This is a genomic window from Clostridium sp. SHJSY1 (assembly GCF_031626875.1).
Lineage (GTDB): Bacteria > Bacillota > Clostridia > Clostridiales > Clostridiaceae > Clostridium.
This window is the reverse complement of sequence record NZ_JANDMF010000029.1, coordinates 1-19338: the sequence shown is the minus strand read 5'-3', so window position 1 is coordinate 19338 and position 19338 is coordinate 1. Positions and strand designations below refer to the sequence as shown.

Annotated in this window: 18 protein-coding genes and 1 pseudogene; 11 read left to right on the top strand and 8 right to left on the bottom strand. The window is 29.8% G+C overall.

Annotated elements, in window-relative coordinates; all coding sequences use genetic code 11:
• Positions 1–16: 16 nt before the first annotated feature.
• The 4 genes from NNC19_RS13570 to NNC19_RS13555 form a co-directional block, all read right to left on the bottom strand.
• Positions 17–172 carry a hypothetical protein gene (locus NNC19_RS13570; RefSeq protein ID WP_310939206.1) on the bottom strand — a complete coding sequence of 52 codons (156 nt, stop codon included), beginning with the start codon at positions 170–172 and terminating at the stop codon, positions 17–19.
• 18 nt (positions 173–190) lie between these two features.
• Entirely contained in the window at positions 191–589 is a 399-nt protein-coding gene (locus tag NNC19_RS13565; RefSeq protein ID WP_310939205.1) for a helix-turn-helix domain-containing protein, read from the bottom strand.
• A 5-nt stretch (positions 590–594) separates the two neighbouring features.
• Positions 595–1182, bottom strand: coding sequence for a LysE family transporter (locus tag NNC19_RS13560; protein WP_310939204.1), 588 nt, complete (start codon positions 1180–1182; stop codon positions 595–597).
• Between the two features lie 149 nt (positions 1183–1331).
• On the bottom strand, positions 1332–2873 hold the full coding sequence (locus tag NNC19_RS13555) for a helix-turn-helix domain-containing protein (RefSeq protein WP_310939203.1): 1542 nt from the start codon (positions 2871–2873) through the stop codon (positions 1332–1334).
• A 188-nt stretch (positions 2874–3061) separates the two neighbouring features.
• Here NNC19_RS13555 and NNC19_RS13550 point away from each other — a divergent pair, with 188 nt between their 5' ends.
• The 4 genes from NNC19_RS13550 (at position 3062) to NNC19_RS13535 (ending at position 7574) form a co-directional block, all read left to right on the top strand.
• A complete protein-coding gene (locus tag NNC19_RS13550) occupies positions 3062–3289 on the top strand; it encodes a 4Fe-4S binding protein (RefSeq protein WP_310939202.1) in 228 nt (75 codons plus the stop codon).
• A 50-nt stretch (positions 3290–3339) separates the two neighbouring features.
• A complete protein-coding gene (locus NNC19_RS13545) occupies positions 3340–5055 on the top strand; it encodes an FAD-binding protein (RefSeq protein WP_310939201.1) in 1716 nt (571 codons plus the stop codon).
• 71 nt (positions 5056–5126) lie between these two features.
• Positions 5127–6902 (top strand): CocE/NonD family hydrolase, encoded by a 1776-nt coding sequence (locus tag NNC19_RS13540; protein WP_310939200.1) that lies wholly within the window; start codon positions 5127–5129, stop codon positions 6900–6902.
• A gap of 63 nt (positions 6903–6965) precedes the next feature.
• The gene (locus tag NNC19_RS13535; protein WP_310939199.1) at positions 6966–7574 is read left to right on the top strand and encodes a TetR/AcrR family transcriptional regulator; all 609 of its coding nucleotides are present in this window, start codon (positions 6966–6968) and stop codon (positions 7572–7574) included.
• Between the two features lie 69 nt (positions 7575–7643).
• Here NNC19_RS13535 and NNC19_RS13530 read toward each other — a convergent pair whose 3' ends face one another.
• Positions 7644–8726: a lipocalin family protein gene (locus NNC19_RS13530; RefSeq protein WP_310939198.1), complete on the bottom strand. Its 1083-nt coding sequence runs from the start codon at positions 8724–8726 to the stop codon at positions 7644–7646.
• A 311-nt stretch (positions 8727–9037) separates the two neighbouring features.
• Here NNC19_RS13530 and NNC19_RS13525 point away from each other — a divergent pair, with 311 nt between their 5' ends.
• From NNC19_RS13525 to NNC19_RS13510, 4 genes are all read left to right on the top strand, one after another.
• Positions 9038–10081 (top strand): AraC family transcriptional regulator, encoded by a 1044-nt coding sequence (locus NNC19_RS13525; RefSeq protein ID WP_310939197.1) that lies wholly within the window; start codon positions 9038–9040, stop codon positions 10079–10081.
• A gap of 195 nt (positions 10082–10276) precedes the next feature.
• Positions 10277–11281 (top strand): lipocalin-like domain-containing protein, encoded by a 1005-nt coding sequence (locus NNC19_RS13520; RefSeq protein ID WP_310939196.1) that lies wholly within the window; start codon positions 10277–10279, stop codon positions 11279–11281.
• Positions 11282–11499: 218 nt separating this feature from the next.
• The gene (locus NNC19_RS13515) at positions 11500–11946 is read left to right on the top strand and encodes a hypothetical protein (RefSeq protein WP_310939195.1); all 447 of its coding nucleotides are present in this window, start codon (positions 11500–11502) and stop codon (positions 11944–11946) included.
• The gene (locus NNC19_RS13510) at positions 11947–12789 is read left to right on the top strand and encodes a transposase (protein WP_310939254.1); all 843 of its coding nucleotides are present in this window, start codon (positions 11947–11949) and stop codon (positions 12787–12789) included. It begins immediately after the preceding gene.
• A gap of 182 nt (positions 12790–12971) precedes the next feature.
• Here the strand turns inward: NNC19_RS13510 and NNC19_RS13505 are convergent, their stop codons facing one another.
• Positions 12972–13655, bottom strand: coding sequence for a phenylalanine--tRNA ligase beta subunit-related protein (locus tag NNC19_RS13505; RefSeq protein WP_310939194.1), 684 nt, complete (start codon positions 13653–13655; stop codon positions 12972–12974).
• Positions 13656–13777: 122 nt separating this feature from the next.
• Positions 13778–13903 (bottom strand): annotated as a pseudogene (locus NNC19_RS13500) (AraC family transcriptional regulator); the annotation flags it as partial.
• A 138-nt stretch (positions 13904–14041) separates the two neighbouring features.
• On the opposite strand from NNC19_RS13500, the gene NNC19_RS13495 reads away from it, so the two are divergent.
• From NNC19_RS13495 to NNC19_RS13485, 3 genes are read left to right on the top strand one after another with little or no spacing between them, the layout of a single operon-like run.
• The gene (locus tag NNC19_RS13495; protein ID WP_310939192.1) at positions 14042–14479 is read left to right on the top strand and encodes a MarR family transcriptional regulator; all 438 of its coding nucleotides are present in this window, start codon (positions 14042–14044) and stop codon (positions 14477–14479) included.
• Positions 14480–14525: 46 nt separating this feature from the next.
• A complete protein-coding gene (locus NNC19_RS13490) occupies positions 14526–15290 on the top strand; it encodes an MBL fold metallo-hydrolase (RefSeq protein WP_310939191.1) in 765 nt (254 codons plus the stop codon).
• A 56-nt stretch (positions 15291–15346) separates the two neighbouring features.
• Complete coding sequence (locus NNC19_RS13485; RefSeq protein ID WP_310939190.1) at positions 15347–16225, top strand: radical SAM mobile pair protein B; 879 nt, start codon at positions 15347–15349, stop codon at positions 16223–16225.
• A 241-nt stretch (positions 16226–16466) separates the two neighbouring features.
• On the opposite strand, the gene NNC19_RS13480 is transcribed toward NNC19_RS13485, so the two are convergent.
• On the bottom strand, positions 16467–18941 hold the full coding sequence (locus tag NNC19_RS13480) for a GH39 family glycosyl hydrolase (RefSeq protein WP_310939189.1): 2475 nt from the start codon (positions 18939–18941) through the stop codon (positions 16467–16469).
• Positions 18942–19338 lie beyond the last annotated feature (397 nt).

Genomic DNA, 19338 nt, shown 5'->3' with positions numbered 1-19338 from the left:
CTTTATTATAAGATAATTAATGTTGATTATTGAAATTACAAAGTTGCATTGCCACACCATGTGACATAACCTTGAAGCCAAGTTTTTCATAGAAAGTTGCGTTTTTAGATTCTTCTGGCATAACTTCGATATATAGATAGTTACTATATTTTTCCTTAATAATTTCAATCATTGTTCCAGCAATTTTTTATTATTGAGAAATACCTCCTTTTCTTCGATTGTAGTCACATTTTTTACATTGTGTCATTGTATTTTCATTATCTTCCTTATGATAGGCTCCAGACCAGCTACAAATACTCTGCAAAATAGGAACCACAGAATGCCCCTTTTTAGTAAGGCAATACTCAACACGAGGTGGAATCTCATCAAATGACTTTCTAAGTACGATATCATCAGCAATTAGTTCTTTGAGGGTAGAGGATAAAACAGCATCTGTGATGTTGCTCATTTCTTTTCTGAGTATACTATATCGTAAAGTACCTTTTTCAGATAAAACACATATGATTCTAGATTTCCACTTTCCACCAAAAATTTCAAGTCCATATTCAAGTGGACATCGAATGTATTCTTCCATTTTATGTTTATACATCAATTTTACCCCCTTATAATATCCCAAGCACAATATATCAAAAACAAACTTAATATAAAATTGATAGGTTTATAATATTTTTTGTAAATGTGTTGCATTTTTATTCCAAGAAATGCCCATGTTAGGCAGGCTAACCCACCAATGCTAACCACACCAACACCTGCTAAAAGTAAATTAAGAAAAGTGTTAATATAGGGAACAAGGTAAACCATCAACAGAGTCATAATATAAAAATAGATTTTTACATTTACAAATTGAAGAGAGAACCCTTCTCGAAAAGAAGCCTTTCCATTAGCATTTTCCTTTAATGGCTTACTCCTGAAAATATTCACTGCTAGCCAAATCATATATATGCTTCCAATATATTTCAACAAAACAAGTACTGGTGCGAGAAAGTCATTCAATCCATATACTGCCAAAGTACAAAGAAATTGTACACAAGCGTAACCTGCACAAATGCCAAGAATTAGCCGTTTGCCTTTTTGCCAGCCAAATTGAGTTGTAGTGTTTAAAGCTAGAATGTTTCCAGGGCCAGGAGTGAAAGAACAAACTATCATATATCCTAACATTGTTCCAAAAACTGATATCGACATTTTAACCTCCTATAGTCAAATAAATTTAACACAAGTATAGAGGTATATTTGTATATTATCAAGTAACTATGAAATTTATTAGTAACTTATAAATTATATAAAGAAAAAAATTTCACTTATCTTGTTCATGTAACCACAAAAGATAAAATTTAATCTTCCAATACAATAGATTTAGAGTTGCTAGACATAGCAAAGGATAAAGTAATATATTGACGTGTATTGTAGTCATCTAAATCAAGATTAATTAAACTATTAATCTTTTTAAGTCGATAAACCACTGTGTTACGATGAACATGTATAGTATTTGCTGTATTTATTAAGTTACGTTCATTAACAATGTACATATATAATGTATAAGCAAGCTCAGTATCATTTTTTTTGTCATAATCTAAAAGATAACGCATAGATGGGTGACAATAAGTCTCTAAAGATTCACTTTGTATAAAAGTATTAACAATGTGGTCTAGATAATATTGCTTGTAAATAAACAAATTTGCTTCATTATGTTTACATATTCCAAGTTCAATTGATTTTAATGCTTGTTGGTAGTATTCTGGAATATCTATTATGTTTTTAAAATGGTTGCTCAATCCAATATAAAGACTATTTTTAGTACAAAGTTTACTAAGGGAAGAAATCTCTTCATTACTTAAAAGTTGCTCACTTTTTCTTGTTATTATTAAGATAATTTGATTATCATATATTACTGTTTGGCTACCAAAGATTATTGATTCTAATCTACTGCAAATATTATTAATATTTAATGCATTGCTGCTTCTATTAATGTCTACAACTAGTACATATATATAATCTAAAAAAACATAGTCAATATATGACATTCTATTATTGAACTGTCTTTTAGTTGTAATCTTCCCATCTAATAAATCAGCAATAAAGTATTCATAGTTAAAACCCTTAGTATTTCTGATAAAAGAATCCTTTTCTAGATATTGTGCTACTGCATCACGTAGAATAGTAACTATCTCTAAGTCTATATCTTTAAATGGATATTCATAAGATATAACAACAATATGACCAATGTCTTTTCCAGACTTATTAATCATGGTTATTATACGTTCTCTATCATATTTTTCACTATTTACAAGCACAGGAGTTGTACTTTTTTGAATTCTTTCATGTATGTGCTCAAAATTCATAGTATTAATATCTTCTTCATTTAAGCACTTATCTAGAACTATACGTTTTGTTTGATTGTCATCTATTGGAGAATTCCAGTTAGCTGAGATTAACTTTAAACCAGCATCAAAAACATATATGGGATTCCTAAGAATTTGATATGCTTCATCAACTAGATTTTGCAAACCTCCTCCATCTGAAAGAATTCTAAGTAGGTTAGCTGCAAAATTAGATAATTTTAAATTATTTATCACTAATTCTCTTATTTCATAAAATACCTCATCTAAATTGCAAGACGGTTTCAAAATTATTATAGATGCATTTGTAGTAGGGAAATTTATATTTTCTGAAGAAACTAAAATGTGAATGTCAGAAATACTATGTAAATTACTTAGCATTTCGGCATCCTTTGCAATGTATAATGTATTTTTTGATAGCCAGTTTGTAGAAGTTAGCCATTCAACAGATAATATTGGACAAGTATCAATTTTTCCCATTATGGTGGGAGAGAATTTCTTTAGTATTTGTATTAAATAATCAATAGTAATTTTCATTTTACCTCCTATTTGGTTAGTAGAATACATTTCTTGTATGAAATTTATACCACAATAACCAAAGAATCTATAAATTTTAAATGTTACAATGTAATCAAAGAAAGGAATCACAAGGTTTATTGATTATTTTATCATAAAAAGTTTTAACCTTGTAAGTAGAAATTTGAAGTGTGAGGAGGTGTTTTTAAGTGGATAGAGTTAAAAATATAAAAATAGACAAAGAAAGCTGTATTGGATGCAAAAAATGCATGAATGCTTGTTTTACAGATGTTTTTCGTTATGATGAAAAAGAAAAGAAGATAATTGCAGCTTATCCAGAAGAATGTGAATGGTGTCTTATATGTGAAGAGCAATGTCCTAAACAATGCATATTTATTGAACCGAAGATTCCGGTACATATTCCAGAAGTTTTTTAATATGTAGTAATATTATTGGAAATATATTGAATATAGAAAGGAGAGGTATTATGAATAGTAGACAAATTGATATTAATACTCTTGGAAACGTAATATCTACAGATGTTTTAGTTATTGGAGGAGGATGTGGAGGTTTAGTTGCAGCATTGAAAGCTAAAGAATCAAATAGTAGCCTTGATGTTTGTATAGTAGATAAAGCAAATGTAGGTTTTGCGGGTCAAGCTCCACGTGCTGGTAATGGACTCATGGGATTCAAAGATGGTACAGATTTAGATAAGTATATGGAGTATCATGTTGAAAATATAGGTAAATATTTAAATGACCAGAATATGTTAAGAGAAGTAACAAATATTAATCGTGAATCTCTTAAGCAATTACTTAAGTGGGGGGTGCTGGTAACTACTGATGAAAAGGGTAAACTTGGCTTTTTTGATCATCCAGCTGGTCATTGGCAGAACTTAGGTGTTGATTTAAATATGACGAATACTCTAAAAAAGCAAGCTATAAAGTTAGGTGTAAAAATTAAGAATAATATACAAATTACTGAATTGCTTAAAGATGGTGAACGTGTTGTTGGAGCTTTAGGTTTTAATCTTTTGGATGGTTCTTTTTACATATTCAAGGCAAAGGCAGTGATTCTTTCCACTGCTGGTTGTGGTTTTAGAAGTATACGTATGTTTAATGGACGTGGGGAAGGAATTAAGTTAGCATGGGATGCAGGAGCTCAAATGCGTAATGCTGAATTTGGTAATTTCTTTGAAGTTGTTTCAGCACAGATGGGAGAATCTATCTATGGAACACAAAAGTTTATTTATAACCAAGATGGTGAAAACCTTTGGGACAAGTATGTTAAATGGAATTCTCCAGATGTATGTCCTGAGTTGGTTTTAGGTATGGAAAAGGAAATCAGAGAAGGGCATGGGCCTCTCTATGTTGATATGGATAAAATGGATGAAGCATGGAAGGTGGTTGGCCCAGAGTCTGCTAAATTAGGAAACCTAACAAGACTATTTCCTGATAAACTTAAATGGATGAAGAGATTGAATGAAAGAGAGCATATGTATTTTGATTTAGGTACAAAGCCAGAAGTAAAAGTAGGATTACATGGAAATACAGGATGTATTAGAGTGGATTTAGATATGTTAAGTACAGTAAAGGGACTATATGCAATTGGAGTAGATTGTTGGAATGGTTCAGCTATGGCTGGTGCAGTTCCTCTTCCGGGGCTACAACGTGGAAATGGTTTGATGCATGCTATAACGACTGGAATGATTGGAGGGCCTTCAGCAGCTAAATACGCTGAAAATGTAGTTCAAGGAAATATATCCATAGAAGATGTTGAAAAAGCAAAGATCAAAACATATGCATCTCTTAATCGAAACAATGGTGTAGATGTTCGCCCAGTTATTAGAGAATTACAGAATATAGTTTGCCAAGTTAAGTATAATCTGCGCAGAAGTGAAAAGAACCTTCTTGAAGGAATAAAGAAATTGAAAGAAATCAAAACTTTATTAGATACAGTTAAAGTTGAAGACTTCCATGGGCTAATGTTATACCATGAAACAAAAGCTATGATTCAAACTGCTGAACTAATATTTACATCAGCTCTTGAAAGGAAAGAATCAAGAGGATTTCATTTCAGAGAAGATTACCCTGAAACAGATAATAATAACTGGCTTAAATGGGTAGTTGCAGATAATAAGAATGGAAAAATTGTAGTTTCTACTGAGAATATACCTATAAATGAATATAGAATAAAACCTTAATGGGTAAAAATAAGATACTATAACTGGAAATTGATATAAATAAAAATCATTATATAAAGGGGTTAATTGTTATGAATTATAAAGAATTTAAAGAATATAATCCACCAGCATTATATAAAGGCATGAGACAGATTAAAGATGTTTATGTACCTATGCGTGATGGAAAGAAATTATGTGTTGACATATATTTACCAGATAGAGATGATAGATATCCTGCATTATTATCCTTTTCTCTTCATAATAAAGAGTTACAAGGTTCTGAGTTGTGCGATACTATACCTCCACAGCCAGCATGGTCTCATTTTTGGTATGGCAATGTAGAAGCAGGGGACACAAAATATTTAGTTTCTAGAGGTTATGCTCACGTTATAGCACAAGCAAGAGGAAATGGCAAATCAGATTCTGGGACAATGTTTGATGCTGAGATGGATCATTATGATATTATTGAGTGGATGGCTCAGCAGGAGTGGTGCGATGGAAATATTGGTATGCTAGGGCTTTCAGCTTTTGCAGTAAACCAATTGACTGCTGCTTCAGAACAGCCACCTCACTTAAAAGCGATTTTCCCTTATGATCCTGGTTGGTGTTATGGAGTTTTTAGAGAAATGCACCTTGGTGGGATAATTAATATGTTAGCATATCATTTGGAACATTTGTCTGTGGCACATAGAAGCGTTGGACAACCACCTAAACTAGATGAGGAAACAGAAGCATTATGGCAAAAAGCAATGAAAAATCCTGATTACATGATGTATGCTAATATTTATAATTTGTTATGTCAAAAAGGAGAGTATAATCCATTCGGAACTCTTTTTCAGGACCTATTATATCCTTATGAGATGGAAGGGTATATGGAAATGGCTCAAGCAAAAATTGATAAGATAAAAATTCCTGTATACACGGGTTCAGGACAATATGCTATTGATTACCACTTCCATTGGCAAGGGGCTCAAAACTGGTTTAAAGCATTAAAGAACATACCTAAAAAGCTTCAATTGGGTGGGCCAGCTCATAATGAGAGACCATTCCATTCATTCCATAATGAAATATTAAAATGGTATGATTACTGGTTAAAAGGAATTGATACTGGAGTTATGGATGAACCTCCTGTGAGATATTGGGTTACAGGGGAAAACAAATGGCGTTATGCATCAAATTGGCCTGTTCCTGAAACTCAGTGGACTAAATATTATCTTCACAGCTGGGAAAGATTGCGTACAGACAAGATAGATTCATATGCACGTGATGGATATAAAGAGCCAGATGCATTTGTTCAAATGTCACCTACAATGACCAATGAGATTTCATTACTTAGATATATGACTGAACCTTTGGCTGAAGATACAATGATAGCAGGACCTATATCACTGAATTTCTTTGCTGCTTTGGACAGTGATGATACTACTTGGATAGTTACATTAAAGGATCTTGGGCCAGATTATAGTGATAGGACAGGTCGTGAAGGTGAAAGAGAGCAAAAGGAATTGCCAGAAAAAGTATTAACTCATGGATATCTAAGAGCATCTATGCGAGAACTTGACAAAGAGTTATCTACTCCAGAGAAGCCATGGCATAAGTTAACAAAGGAAGCACAGAAGATGGTGGTTCCAGGTGAAATTAATGAATATAACATTGAAATAATGTCTGTATGCCATATGTTTAAGTCAGGACATAGAATAAGTATTGAAATAGCATGTTTAGATTTACCTACAGGTGTAGCAGGAGCTACAAATGTTGAATGTATACCATATCATATATGTCAAAACAAAACAGTATATCACAAAATATATCGCGATGGAAAACATCCTTCACATTTATTGTTGCCAATAATTCCAATTAAAAAGTAGGTAAGGTATTATCTTTAAAAATGATACCTATGGACTAGACAAATGAAAAAGGGGAGAGGGCTTATGATGAATATTTACAAAGATTCAGATTTAAAAGTAAATAAAAATGACTTAGTGAAATGGAAAGATCCGAGAGTTACAAAGACAGTAGTGGCAATAGGTGATTCATTGTTAGAACTTTTAAGGACTAAGTCTTTTGATAAAATAAGTGTAAAGAATATCTGTGAAAAAGCAGCTATAAATCGTTCTACTTTTTATGCACATTTTGAAGATAAATATCATTTATTAAATATAGCCCTATCTCATATGATTTCCATGGTATCCAATGAATTAATTGAATCAGGTAAAAAATATGATCTTGCTGTGCAGATTTTTGAAATAGTAAAAAAATACAAGTTCCTTTTTGAAGAGATACTTATTAAGAATGACCAAAATGAATTAAAGAATATTTTTCAAAATGTTATATCACAGGATTTGAAGCATAAGGCAAATGAAATATGGAGTGTTACAAAATCAGAAGTGGAAATGAATGTTTATTCTGAATTTTATTCAGGTGCAATAGTTTCATCCATAACATGGTGGTTAAAAAATAATATGAAAATTACAGAAAAAGAAATGGGAAAATATTTTGATGATTTGCTTTCAAAACACTGGAGACAAGAACAATTGTAGTGTGTGGTATTTAATGTACAAAAAACACCTGATATTTTCTAAAGTGAAATATCAGGTGATTTAAGAATATTATTTACTCCAATCTCCCAGTAATTCTACATAACAGTAACCAGTCACATTTTTCCCTTTATATGTACCCTTTACAGAACTAGGTCCTTCATACTTGTTTAAGAAAGGAATGGTAGAGACGATTTCCTGTTCTTTGATTATAGAAGTAACTTCTAATTCTGCATCTAAAACAGGAATTCTTACAGTCCAGTGTGTAGGATAAGATTGTTTAGATTCCTCACTTGTCCAAAAATCTGAAGCACTTTCTGCAAGATTTTCAACAGTCACTATACTTTGAGATCCATCTGGATGGAGAACTGTTGCCCATGTAAAATTATCGTTTTTAGTAATATTATTCATATCCCAAAGGCTTAAAACATCTCCATTGTCTAAATTAAGATCCATCCAACTCCAGTTCCACTTGCCTGTGAACAATTCATTAGAATCAATTTTTTGATTGTTATTTTTGGATATTCCACCATCTTCAGTTGTTAAATCCCACTGACGGTCAAACCAAGATCTTCCACTGATTTCATATACTTTATTATCCATTACAATGGAACCTGTTGTTTGAAGATTTGGAATTGAATACTGATTAAATGGCATATCAAAGCAAGTTGGAAAACGACCAGATCCTGCGTTATAAATTGGCATACCATAAGACTTCATATCTACATTAATTTTTCCATGAGGCATTTCAGCTTCCCAATGCATTTCATCAAGATTTCCCACAAGAATACCATTTGGTAATTTAATTGACATTTTTTTAGATGATATATCATTAAACTCTTTGATTTCAACTTGATTTAAAGGATAAGCCTTATCATCACTATAATGCCAGCCTGTAGTCTCATCAGTAATCGACATATTAAAATTAACAATAGGCTCTGTACCTGGACGATTCATTAAAAGTATATGAGATAGAAAGTTCAAGGTATGTCCCTCAGATTCAAAATGTCCAATCACAAACCAAGAATCAATTGCAATATCTCTTACAAAAAAATCCTCCATAGGTTTCACTGATGGTATTGTACCAGTATTAATATGTGCATTAAGATTTTCAATAAGTGGACGTTCATTTATATCTTTAAATTTTGTTTTCATAAGTGTTTACTCCTTTCAGTTTTTGTTATTTTATCTTGCTTACATGGTAAATTATAGGGAAGCATAGAATGTTATTCAACAAACAAAAGGTTGATTATGTTGCTTTCCCAACAATTGAAGGCAATCTGTTGTTAAAAACAAAACTTTTATTTTATGATTGGGAAATAACAAAAATGATACTATAAGTATTGTTATTACAATTAAAATATGATACATTTTATACTTATATGAAGAATACTATATGTAACTCTAAATAGTAGAATTGAAAATTACAAATGGATACTACAGGTTAAGTAGTGGGAGATAATCTGGTGAAAATACAGATAGGAGATGAGGTCATGATAAACTTAGAGAAATTTATGGAACTAACAGAAATAGAAAAGATAATGAAAAGTTTTTATAAAGAAAAACAAAATTCCTTTACTGGAAGTCAAAAATCAGTTGATTTACTACAAGAATTATTTTTCAGTAGAAATATTTCAATTCCTCCAGAAATAAGTATGAATAATGAAATTTTAGATTCTAATTATAGTTTTTCAGTTTATCGTCAATATAGGTATTTTCCATCTATTAGTCATTCTCATATTAACTTTGAGATATATTTTGTATTAAATGGTAGTGGTGTATTCATTAGTAATGGTCAAGAAGTTACAGTAAATCAAGGAAATATGATTCTTGTTGCACCAGGAATAATGCATAGTTTGATTATAAATACAGATGATACAGTTATTATTAATATGTTTGTATGTGTTGATTCACTTGAAAATGTAATTTTAGCAAATACAACTGAAGATCAATTTATGTTACGTACATTTGCCTATTTAGCGCATAAAAATATCAGTTCTGGAAGTTTGATATTTCACTTTGAAAATGGAAACTACATTAATGAAATAGTTCTGAAAATTTATGATGAGTGGATAGAAGAACTATCCTATAAGAAAAATATGCTTAATTTGTTACTTATGACATTTTTTATTGTTTTAATTAGAGAATATGATAAGGAAATCGTTATTCCTGTTTTCAAGAATAAAAACACAGATGAAATAATTATTGATGTACTAAATACAATAAGAAAAGATTATGTTGAACTAACTTTAGATAAACTTTCAAGTAAATTCAATTATAGTTCAAGACAAATGAGTAGGATTCTTAAAGAATATACAGGGAAAAGCTTTAAGATTTTGGTTGGTGAACTTAGATTAAAAAAAGCACAACAGTTATTGCAGCAAAATGAAATTTCAATAGAAGAGGTAGCAATTCAGACTGGATTTTCAGAGATTAGTCATTTTTATCATGCATTTAAAAGATACATGAAATGTACTCCAAAAGAATATCGAAGTGGATATATAGGCTGATAAATTTGTCAGCCTATATTTATGTCCAGAAAACGCAAATTTATTGACTAATATTCGCATAGTTAAATCAGTTGCAATTTGATAAATTATAATCATCAATCTAGACGTATGGTTAAAATACTTACAATAAATATGTAATTATAACTAATCCATGCAATAAAGTTGAAATAAGATTATGAATGAGGAGTGATTTAAATGAGAAAGAACCTTTTGCCAAACCAAGGAGTACCTTTATCTGTAGATTATAAAAAGGATTTACCTGGAAAACTTGGAGCTTGTTTTGATTCGTGGTATGTTATTTGTGATTTTGAATATGAGGGAGAAAAATTAGGTTTTGAATGGCATCATCAAACCATTAATCTAGGTGAAATGGGAGTGGTAAATACAGCAGAATTTTTATTGATGAATGGAACTAAAAATATTTGTTTTCACAATGCTTTAACAGAACCAGTATCTAAAAAAAATGGAGTAGATGTTGAGAAAATGTGTGTATATTCTTCTTGGGGAGAATTTTCTGGAAATCACAACAAAATGAAATTAAAGCTTGAAGTAGAAGATGCCCAATTAGATGTTGTATTAACACCTAAAAAAGAAGTGCTTTATAATGGAACAACAGGGTTATTACATTTTATAGGTGCAGATTCACATCAGTTCTCTTTCCCTAACATGGATATTGAAGGTACACTTGTTACTAGGGGCAAGGAATATAAAATAAAAAACACAACTGCATGGTTTGATAGACAATGGGGGTATACATCATCAGATAAAGAATCTGTAGTGCCTATGAAATCTGGAGTAGTACAACTTGCTTGGTTATGGCTTGGTATGACCTTAAATGAAGATAATAGTGAGGCGATTTCACTTTGGGATGCATATGGAGTTAATGGGAAAAATGCCTTTGCTACTATATTAAAAAAAGATGGTACACAAAGAAATGTATTAGTAGATATTACATATGATGAAATTTGGACAAGTAAAAAATCAGGAAGAAATTATCCTAGAATTGTAAATGTTTCTATTCCATCTGAAGAACTTAACTTAAAATTAGAGTCAATGATTGATGATTCAGAATTTGTTCGTAATGGAGTGGAGCTTTATGGCTGTCAAACTCTGTGTAATGTAACTGGTTCTTATAAGGGTAAACCTATAGAGAGAAATGTAGTTTTAGAAATGATTGGAGACATCTGTGGCGAAGAATAAAGAAACAAGATAAACTATAAAAACTGCCTACATCTATGAAATTTATTCAAAACTTGATAGATGTAGGTGAATTTAAATATTACTTACCTAAGTTTCGTACAAACGAAACTTTGGCGTTTTCCATATTATAGTTTCCATAAAAAAAATAAAGGATAATACCAAGCCTTCAAGTATAATTTTCTTACCACCAAAAAATTAAGAAAGGCAGGTATTATCCTATGAATAATTTTAACTTTACTCAAGATAACTGTAAAGAAGAAACTACTTCCACTTGGTTAGTTGCAGTAATGCAATATGGATTAAAAGCTAATATTTTTAAACCGTTTGAAAGCTTTAAGCTTAAAATGAAGGAAGTAAAATATTCCATATATCAAAAACTGATTGTAACTACAATGTCTATAGTAATGGGGTGTGAAACAACTAAAGATATTAACGAAAAACTTGGTGTAGAAAAACTTTCATTAAATATGTTTGGTATGGATACTGTTCCAGATCAATCACAGATTAATAAACTTATCAGACGATTTGACCAGGATAGTATAAATCAGTTACAAAATATTCACCATAGTCTTTTTGTGGAAAATAGCAATTCCGCTTACTCTGATAAGAGTATAGTTGTAGATTGTGATCAAACAGGATTAATTGCTAATGGAAAAACATTCTAGCTGGCCGAAAAAGGCTATTTTGCTAAGAAGAAAAACCAAAAAGGTTATCAATTAACAGCCGCATTTACTGGTGAACACTCAGAAACAGTTGCAATGTTTCTGGATTCGGGTAATTCTCATTGTAATGACCATTATGATGATTTATTAAAATCTATAATATCCAAATATAGTGAGCAGCTAATCAATGGTAACTTAATTTTAAGAACTGATAGTGGATTTGGCTCAACTGATAATATTGAAAAATTACTTTCAATTCCAAAATTAAAATTTATTACAAAAGGATATTCTACTGTAACTGCTTGTAATCTTGCAAAAGATATAGATTATGCTGAATATATTCAAGCCGATAAGTCTGCTTGGGTTTATGAATTGCCTGAAAATAATGGGGTTAGGTATATTATAGTTGAGACATTATCTTCAAAAGGAAAATTGAAATATTCTTTACTAATAACAAACATAAGTAAAAATGAAATGAGTGCAGTAGAATTATTTCATTTTTATAACGAACGTCAAACTATAGAAGCTTTCTTTAAAATAGTTAAAAATGTATACCATATAAAAAATTTAAGAACTTCAGAGTTCTACGGTATCTATGGATTTCTGTGGCTTGTATTTATAACACATAATCTTATAAGTTGGTTTAAATCTACAACTCTTTATGGAACTGAACTTGAAAATGTGGGAGTTAAAGTTTTAGTAAAAACTATTGGGAATATACGAGGTTTAGTTCATAGAACATCTGAAGGAATTAAAATAAATATTCCACCGATAACAAAGTTAGCAAAGTTAATTGCTGATGCACTTTGTAGTCATAGGTATATACAGATGACCTTCAATATTTAAATCTAAAAAATGAAACATTGTAAATGTGTTTTAATCCAAAATTGGAAACAAGATTTTGGCTGTGTTTAGTGTTAGTATTTTTTCGAAATTCTATATTATTCCAAACTAATCTGCATTATAAGTTGGAATCGAGTGGAATGATATTCATAATTTTAACAGGAAATAACGTACAAATATAAGATTTATATTTGTACGAAATCTAGGTACTTAATTATTTGAGTTTCAATATCACTTCCAAATGCATATTTTTCTAGAAGTTCTTTGGCATATTTCAATACTTCTTCAACATCACTTTTGCCACTAAAAGAATAAATACACATCAAAATTTTATTTGCATCATTTCCTATCATAGCCCTTTCAGAGTCACTAGTAGGACTTCCAAAACTCCCAAGAGAATCAGTTAGCACAGGTAGATTGGCTATATTTATAAAATCTTTACCAATTCCTTTATATTGTTCACCTTCTTTACCTATCATTAAAGAAACAGGAGCATGTAGATTGTCAATATTATATGAACCTACAGGAAATTTAGATTTCAATGATATTAAGTTGTTGATATCTACAATATTATTTATTTTGTAAACCCCCTTTCCTTGCAAAATTCTTCTTATCAATGCTTCAGAAGACAAACGATATTTACTAGGGGCTTTTCCTAATTTTTTATACAAATCTCTTCCAGCCTTGATTTTAGGCAAGTTTGATAATTCTTCAATATGCAGTTCTTCATTTAGGAGATTGCAATAACTGTTAATTTCCTCTAATAAATTAGCACTACTATTTTCAATAACTACATTTGCCTGAATACATCCAAGGGTAATTTCAGGGCAAGCTTCTTTTAATTCTTCACAAATTAATATTTTTATCATAATATAAAAAACTCCTCACTATGTAATATTTGTAAAATTAAGAAAAAATCTTTGTTATTCATATATTAATTATATCTTTTTAATTGGAGAAGTCTTTGCTAAAATCAAGTTATTTGTTAGTATATTTTTTTATAATCAGTTTCTATAGAAAGTGCACCATGAAGTGGCAAAATTAATTGTCCATAATCATGGGAATGGGTATTAATTTTAAAATTATATATTCTACGCTCACATTTTATCCTAGGCAAGAGTATTCCTTCTTTCTTATATATCATAAGAACATTATAGCAAATTATTTGATAATCAACACATGATGGCAAACTATTCCTTGACCATATAATACTATATAGTATATTATTATATGGTATTAAAAAGGAGGAGTTCATATGGCAGAATATCAAGGTGGTTTTCTTATTAGCCAAATCAAACAAATGAGTGGCAGGTTATTTAATCAGTTGCTTGCCAAAAAAAATATAGATGCTTTTAATGGAGAACAAGGCCGAATTTTATATATTCTTTGGGAGGAAGATTATATTACAATACGAGAATTAGCAAAAAGAACAGGATTAGCTGTTACAACACTTACTAGTATGTTAGATCGTATGGAACAAGCAGAATTGATTATGCGAAATGCTGATGCTTCAGATAGAAGAAAAACATTAATTTCATTAACAGATAATGCAAAATCTTTAAAAAATGAATATGAAGAAGTGTCAACAGAGATGAGTAAGTTATTTTATTCTGGCTTTAGTAAGAAAGAAATAATGGAATGTGAAAATTATTTAAAAAGAATATTGGGAAATATTAGTGAAGCAGAGATTTAAAAGAAGGATATATTTTTTCAATACATAAAAAGAGGAGAATTATTATATGAAAATTAGACAAATTCGTAATGCAACAATTATTGTAGAATATGCAGGCAAAAAGTTTCTTGTAGACCCATGGTTACAAGATAAAGGAAAAGGAATCATAGCACCATCACCTGATCCAGAGAAAAATAAAATACAAACTCCAATAGTCGATTTGCCATGTTCTGTTGAAGAAATTTTAGAGGGGACTGATGCTTGCATTGTAACCCATATACATCCAGATCATTTTACTGAAGAATATATTCCAAAGGAAATGATGATAATTGTTCAAAATAGAGAAGATGAAGAAAAACTTAAAAATATAGGTTTTTTGAATATTAATGTTTTTAATGATAACAGAATGATTATTGGAGATATATCCTTAACCAAAGCAGAAGGAAGGCATGGAGAAAATGAGCAAGTAGCAGTTATGATGGGAGATGTTTGTGGGATAGTGTTTGAACATTCTTCAGAGGAAAAACTTTATATTGTAGGAGATAGTGTTTGGTATGAAGGAATAGAAAAAAATCTAACTGATCACAAACCAGATTGCGTGGTGTTAAATGCTTGTGATGCAAGAATTGAAGGATTAGGAAGATTAATTATGAATAAGGAAGATGTATTAGCTGTATACAAAGCAATACCTACTGCAAAGGTGATTATAAGTCATATGGATACAGTAAATCATGCATTTTTATCACGAAAAGAGTTAAAAAGTTATCTTGCTGAAAATGGCATGATTGATAGGGTATTAATACCTGATGATGGAGAAAGTTATGTTTTTTAATATGTTAAGTTTAAAGAGAGGTAGTTATAGAAAATTTGATAGGAGGTAAAAAATATTTGATTGAAAAGATACAGGAGATTAGAACAAAGGGGATTTTAACAAAATCTAATTTACCAATTGCAGGTTATTCAGTTAATCCCTATGTTGGATGTCCTCATGGGTGTAAATATTGTTATGCTAGCTTTATGAAACGTTTTACAAATCATAAAGAACCTTGGGGAACATTTCTTGATGTTAAGAACTGGGAAAGTATACGAAATCCTGAGAAATACAGAGGTGAATGTGTGATCATTGGCTCAGTGACGGATGGATATCATCCCTTTGAAGAAAAATATAAACGTACTAGGTTATTTTTGGAACAAATGCAAGGAAGTGAAGCAAATCTTATCATTACAACTAAATCAGATTTAGTTGTGCGAGATTTGGACTTAATTAAGTCATTTCCTAATCCTTTGGTTTCATGGTCAATCAATACTTTGGATGAAGAGTTTCGAGCAGATATGGATTCTGCATCTACAATTAAAAGACGAATTAAAGCAATGAAGACATTTCATGATGCAGGTATTCGAACTACTTGTTTCATTTCTCCAATATTTCCAGGAATCACAGATGTGAAGGCAATTATTAATGAAATAAGAGATCAATGTGATTATATTTGGCTAGAAAATCTTAATCTAAGAGGCGATTATAAAGCTACTATAATGAACTATATTACAGATAATTATTCAGCTTTAGTGCCATTGTACAAAGAAATTTATGAGAAGAAGAATAGAGAGTATTGGATAGAGTTGGATAAGCAAATTAAACAATATGCTAATGAGAACGGATATATGTACCTTATAGATGAAGAACCATTTCAAAAAAATCCAACAGGTAAACCAATTATCATAAACTATTTTTATCATGAAGAAATTCGACAATCTGCTAAAAAATAATATATAAAAAATATAAAGGATATTCTTCACCATATATATGGTAGTATGGTAATATTCTTCAGAATATGCTGAACTAATATGAAAGATACTGGCTTTTATCTATTTTAGAAAATGCAACAGGATAACAATAGCTTTATATGGTGCTTGGAAAAAATAATTAATATCTTAACTTAAAAAAGTTAGAGATTTATAATAAATAATCTCCAACAGATAGTTAATTATTTGTTGAAGATTATTATATTTATTTTATCTTATCTATTTCAATAAGAAGTATTCCATGTGGAGGAATAGAATCAGTTAGAAGTAATTCATTTTTGACTTCTTTTTCGCTAACTTTAATTTCAGGAATCTCCTTTGATTTTAGATAATCATAAACATCAGGAGTTATCTGTTCAGGTACTCCCATATTTAGCCAAGCATCAAAAGTTGAGCCAGAAGTTCTATTTAGACTCCATCGTTTAATCTTATAAATTCCACTAGCTACAGAAAAAATTAAATGTACTTCCTTATTAATATTTGAATTTTTAAATATATTATATCTGTTATGATATTCTAATAATGATTTATCACCATTTTTAAATAAGTCATCAAAATATATAAAGTTAAATAGTAATATTTGATAACTACTATTAGAGGCAGTTATTATGTAGTCGTTTCCTTTTTCTATAAGGGTGTTTCCAAGCTTACTAAGTAATGAAAATGCATTATATGAAGGTTTCTTTAATCGATTGTAGGTTATTAGACCAAGCCCTCCATGATAAAGTTTATCTTCAGTTATTCCTTCTTCAATAATATCACTTAAAGACCAAAAGGTAAGAGCATCAATATTATTAATATTATTGAGTATGTTATAAGTAATATAGGAACTAAAAAAACAGGTATCTCTATTATAATCATTTGTAAATGGACTTAGATTCCACTCAGTCACAATTATTGGTATATTTAAATAATACTTTTTAAGCAATTCTTTCATTTTTATAACTGAATCTTCCAAAAAATCTTGTCCTGATAAAGTGAGCATATCATTAGATTTATTAATAATAGAAGATGGCAAACTAGTATTTTTAAGGTCAGTATAAGCATATACATTGCAAGCCATAAAGTCTAATTCTATGAAATTTGATTGACAATAATTTAAGAAATCGTCAGCCCATTTAAACTCATTTTTTGGTAAAAGTCCAGGAGACCCTACTTTTATGTCCTTGGATATACTTTTGATAGTGAAATAGGTTGATTTAAATAACTGATAAAATTTTTCTGTACTTCCATACCAAAATATTTCTGATAAATCAGGAGCATTCCAAACTTGGAAGTACCACTTTGTTACTTCTTTAAGCCCATATCTGTCAATGCAATGTTTTATAAATGCACTTATTAAATCAGTCCATTTCTTTAAAGACTTAGGATAGCTCATATTTGCATGCCAAAGAAAAGCGTATTGTTTTTTAGATCCTAAAATTTCTGGCATGAATCCTATTTCAATAAAAGGTTTTAGATTTACCCTATAGAAAAAGTCAAAGATTTCATCTATATAGGACCAATTGTAAATGGGATTTCCTTTACTATCTTCTTTATAAACCATCATATCATCTGAAAAAATACCATGAAATCTAATAAACTCATATCCAATATCCTTTTGAGCTAATTCTATTTGGCGCCTAATTTCATGTCGTAAACATAAAGAAGCTCTGCCTATGGAAGTGATTTTACTCCAGTACTTGGTATATGTATTTTTATATGATTTTTCTAAATCTATATTAATATTAGTCTGAATAGATGAATTTATATTAGTATTGGATTGAGCTTTATCTAAAAATTCAAATAAGTATTTGAAATAACTATGAGAATTATCATTAAAATAATTATGAGTTAAGGAATCCTTTGTTTTCTGCTCAATTCTATGTTTCTTTTTATATTCAGTTGCAGTCATATTAAATTCTTTTTTAAAAGCTCTGTTATAGGCTTTATGATCATTAAATCCGTGTTCCATGGCAATATCTAAAATGTTTTTATCGTTTTCAATCAAATCGTGTAAAGACTTAGTTATACGCAATTTATTTATATAGTCAACAAAACCAATTTCTAAATTTTCTTTAAAAAATTTAGAAATATACTGAGGACTAATATGCATTTCTTCTGAAAGTAAGTTTAGGCTTAGGTTACTGCTATAATTGTTTTCTATAAACTTTAATATGTCATATAATCTAGTATTTTTATAAAAAGATGAGTTCATGTTTTTTTGATTTTCCTCTTTAAAGTTATTTATTAGAACCAAAACTATCTCAATAACATTATTAATTGCTCTTAATTTATAATCAGATTCTAATTTAACCATAGAAAGCATTAAGTTAGCTAGATTTGAGCTTATTAAATCATAAAAAGGATTATTTCTATCATTAATAGAGTCAGTGTATTTGTAATAGAAATCTGAGAAATTTTTATAGTATGTATCAAAAAACACCTTATCTAAATGAAGTATTAATAACAAGCTATTTTCAGATTCTGAGAAGAATGAATGTATATCTAAGCTATTTACCCAAAATAAATCATGCTCTGACAATTTATATTTTTCACCTTTTACAAAGTAAGAAACAGTCCCCTTTAATATAAAGACTAGTTCTAATTCCTTATGGGAGTGGTATTCTTCGTTAGTGACTGGGACAATCGATATACTAAAAGGCAATCCATTTGTATAGTTTATAAATTTAAAATTCATTTTTCCTCCTAAAATTATAGATAATTAAAGTAGATAAAAGTGCATTATAATTTGTGAATATCTAAACATAAGTCCTATTATATCATTAAAAACTTTGAAATATAGTCTCATTTTTTAATCTATGAAAAAATAATTAGAAAATTATAAAAAAAATGATACCATTTACATTTAAAAATAGAACTATTCAAAGGTGTTTTGTTGATATCCTTTACATATAGAATAATTGAAATGAATTTTAAACATATAGGAGGACTTATAATATGAAAAATCAAGAATTTCAAAAAACACCTTTTGCAAGACTTCTAGTTGGGGCAGTTCTCGGATTAGGGACATCAATAGCACCTCTAGTACTTTTAGGATTTGGTCTTGCAACATTTAATATCATTAGAATCGTTGG

Bases quoted from the DNA above. Each gene is read 5' to 3' on its own strand.
- NNC19_RS13570 (WP_310939206.1), bottom strand. From the start codon at position 172: ATGATTGAAATTATTAAGGAAAAATATAGTAACTATCTATATATCGAA.
- NNC19_RS13565 (WP_310939205.1), bottom strand. From the start codon at position 589: ATGTATAAACATAAAATGGAAGAATACATTCGATGTCCACTTGAATAT.
- NNC19_RS13560 (WP_310939204.1), bottom strand. From the start codon at position 1,182: ATGTCGATATCAGTTTTTGGAACAATGTTAGGATATATGATAGTTTGT.
- NNC19_RS13555 (WP_310939203.1), bottom strand. From the start codon at position 2,873: ATGAAAATTACTATTGATTATTTAATACAAATACTAAAGAAATTCTCT.
- NNC19_RS13545 (WP_310939201.1), top strand. From the start codon at position 3,340: ATGAATAGTAGACAAATTGATATTAATACTCTTGGAAACGTAATATCT.
- NNC19_RS13540 (WP_310939200.1), top strand. From the start codon at position 5,127: ATGAATTATAAAGAATTTAAAGAATATAATCCACCAGCATTATATAAA.
- NNC19_RS13535 (WP_310939199.1), top strand. From the start codon at position 6,966: ATGATGAATATTTACAAAGATTCAGATTTAAAAGTAAATAAAAATGAC.
- NNC19_RS13530 (WP_310939198.1), bottom strand. From the start codon at position 8,726: ATGAAAACAAAATTTAAAGATATAAATGAACGTCCACTTATTGAAAAT.
- NNC19_RS13520 (WP_310939196.1), top strand. From the start codon at position 10,277: ATGAGAAAGAACCTTTTGCCAAACCAAGGAGTACCTTTATCTGTAGAT.
- NNC19_RS13515 (WP_310939195.1), top strand. From the start codon at position 11,500: ATGAATAATTTTAACTTTACTCAAGATAACTGTAAAGAAGAAACTACT.
- NNC19_RS13505 (WP_310939194.1), bottom strand. From the start codon at position 13,655: ATGATAAAAATATTAATTTGTGAAGAATTAAAAGAAGCTTGCCCTGAA.
- NNC19_RS13495 (WP_310939192.1), top strand. From the start codon at position 14,042: ATGGCAGAATATCAAGGTGGTTTTCTTATTAGCCAAATCAAACAAATG.
- NNC19_RS13490 (WP_310939191.1), top strand. From the start codon at position 14,526: ATGAAAATTAGACAAATTCGTAATGCAACAATTATTGTAGAATATGCA.
- NNC19_RS13480 (WP_310939189.1), bottom strand. From the start codon at position 18,941: ATGAATTTTAAATTTATAAACTATACAAATGGATTGCCTTTTAGTATA.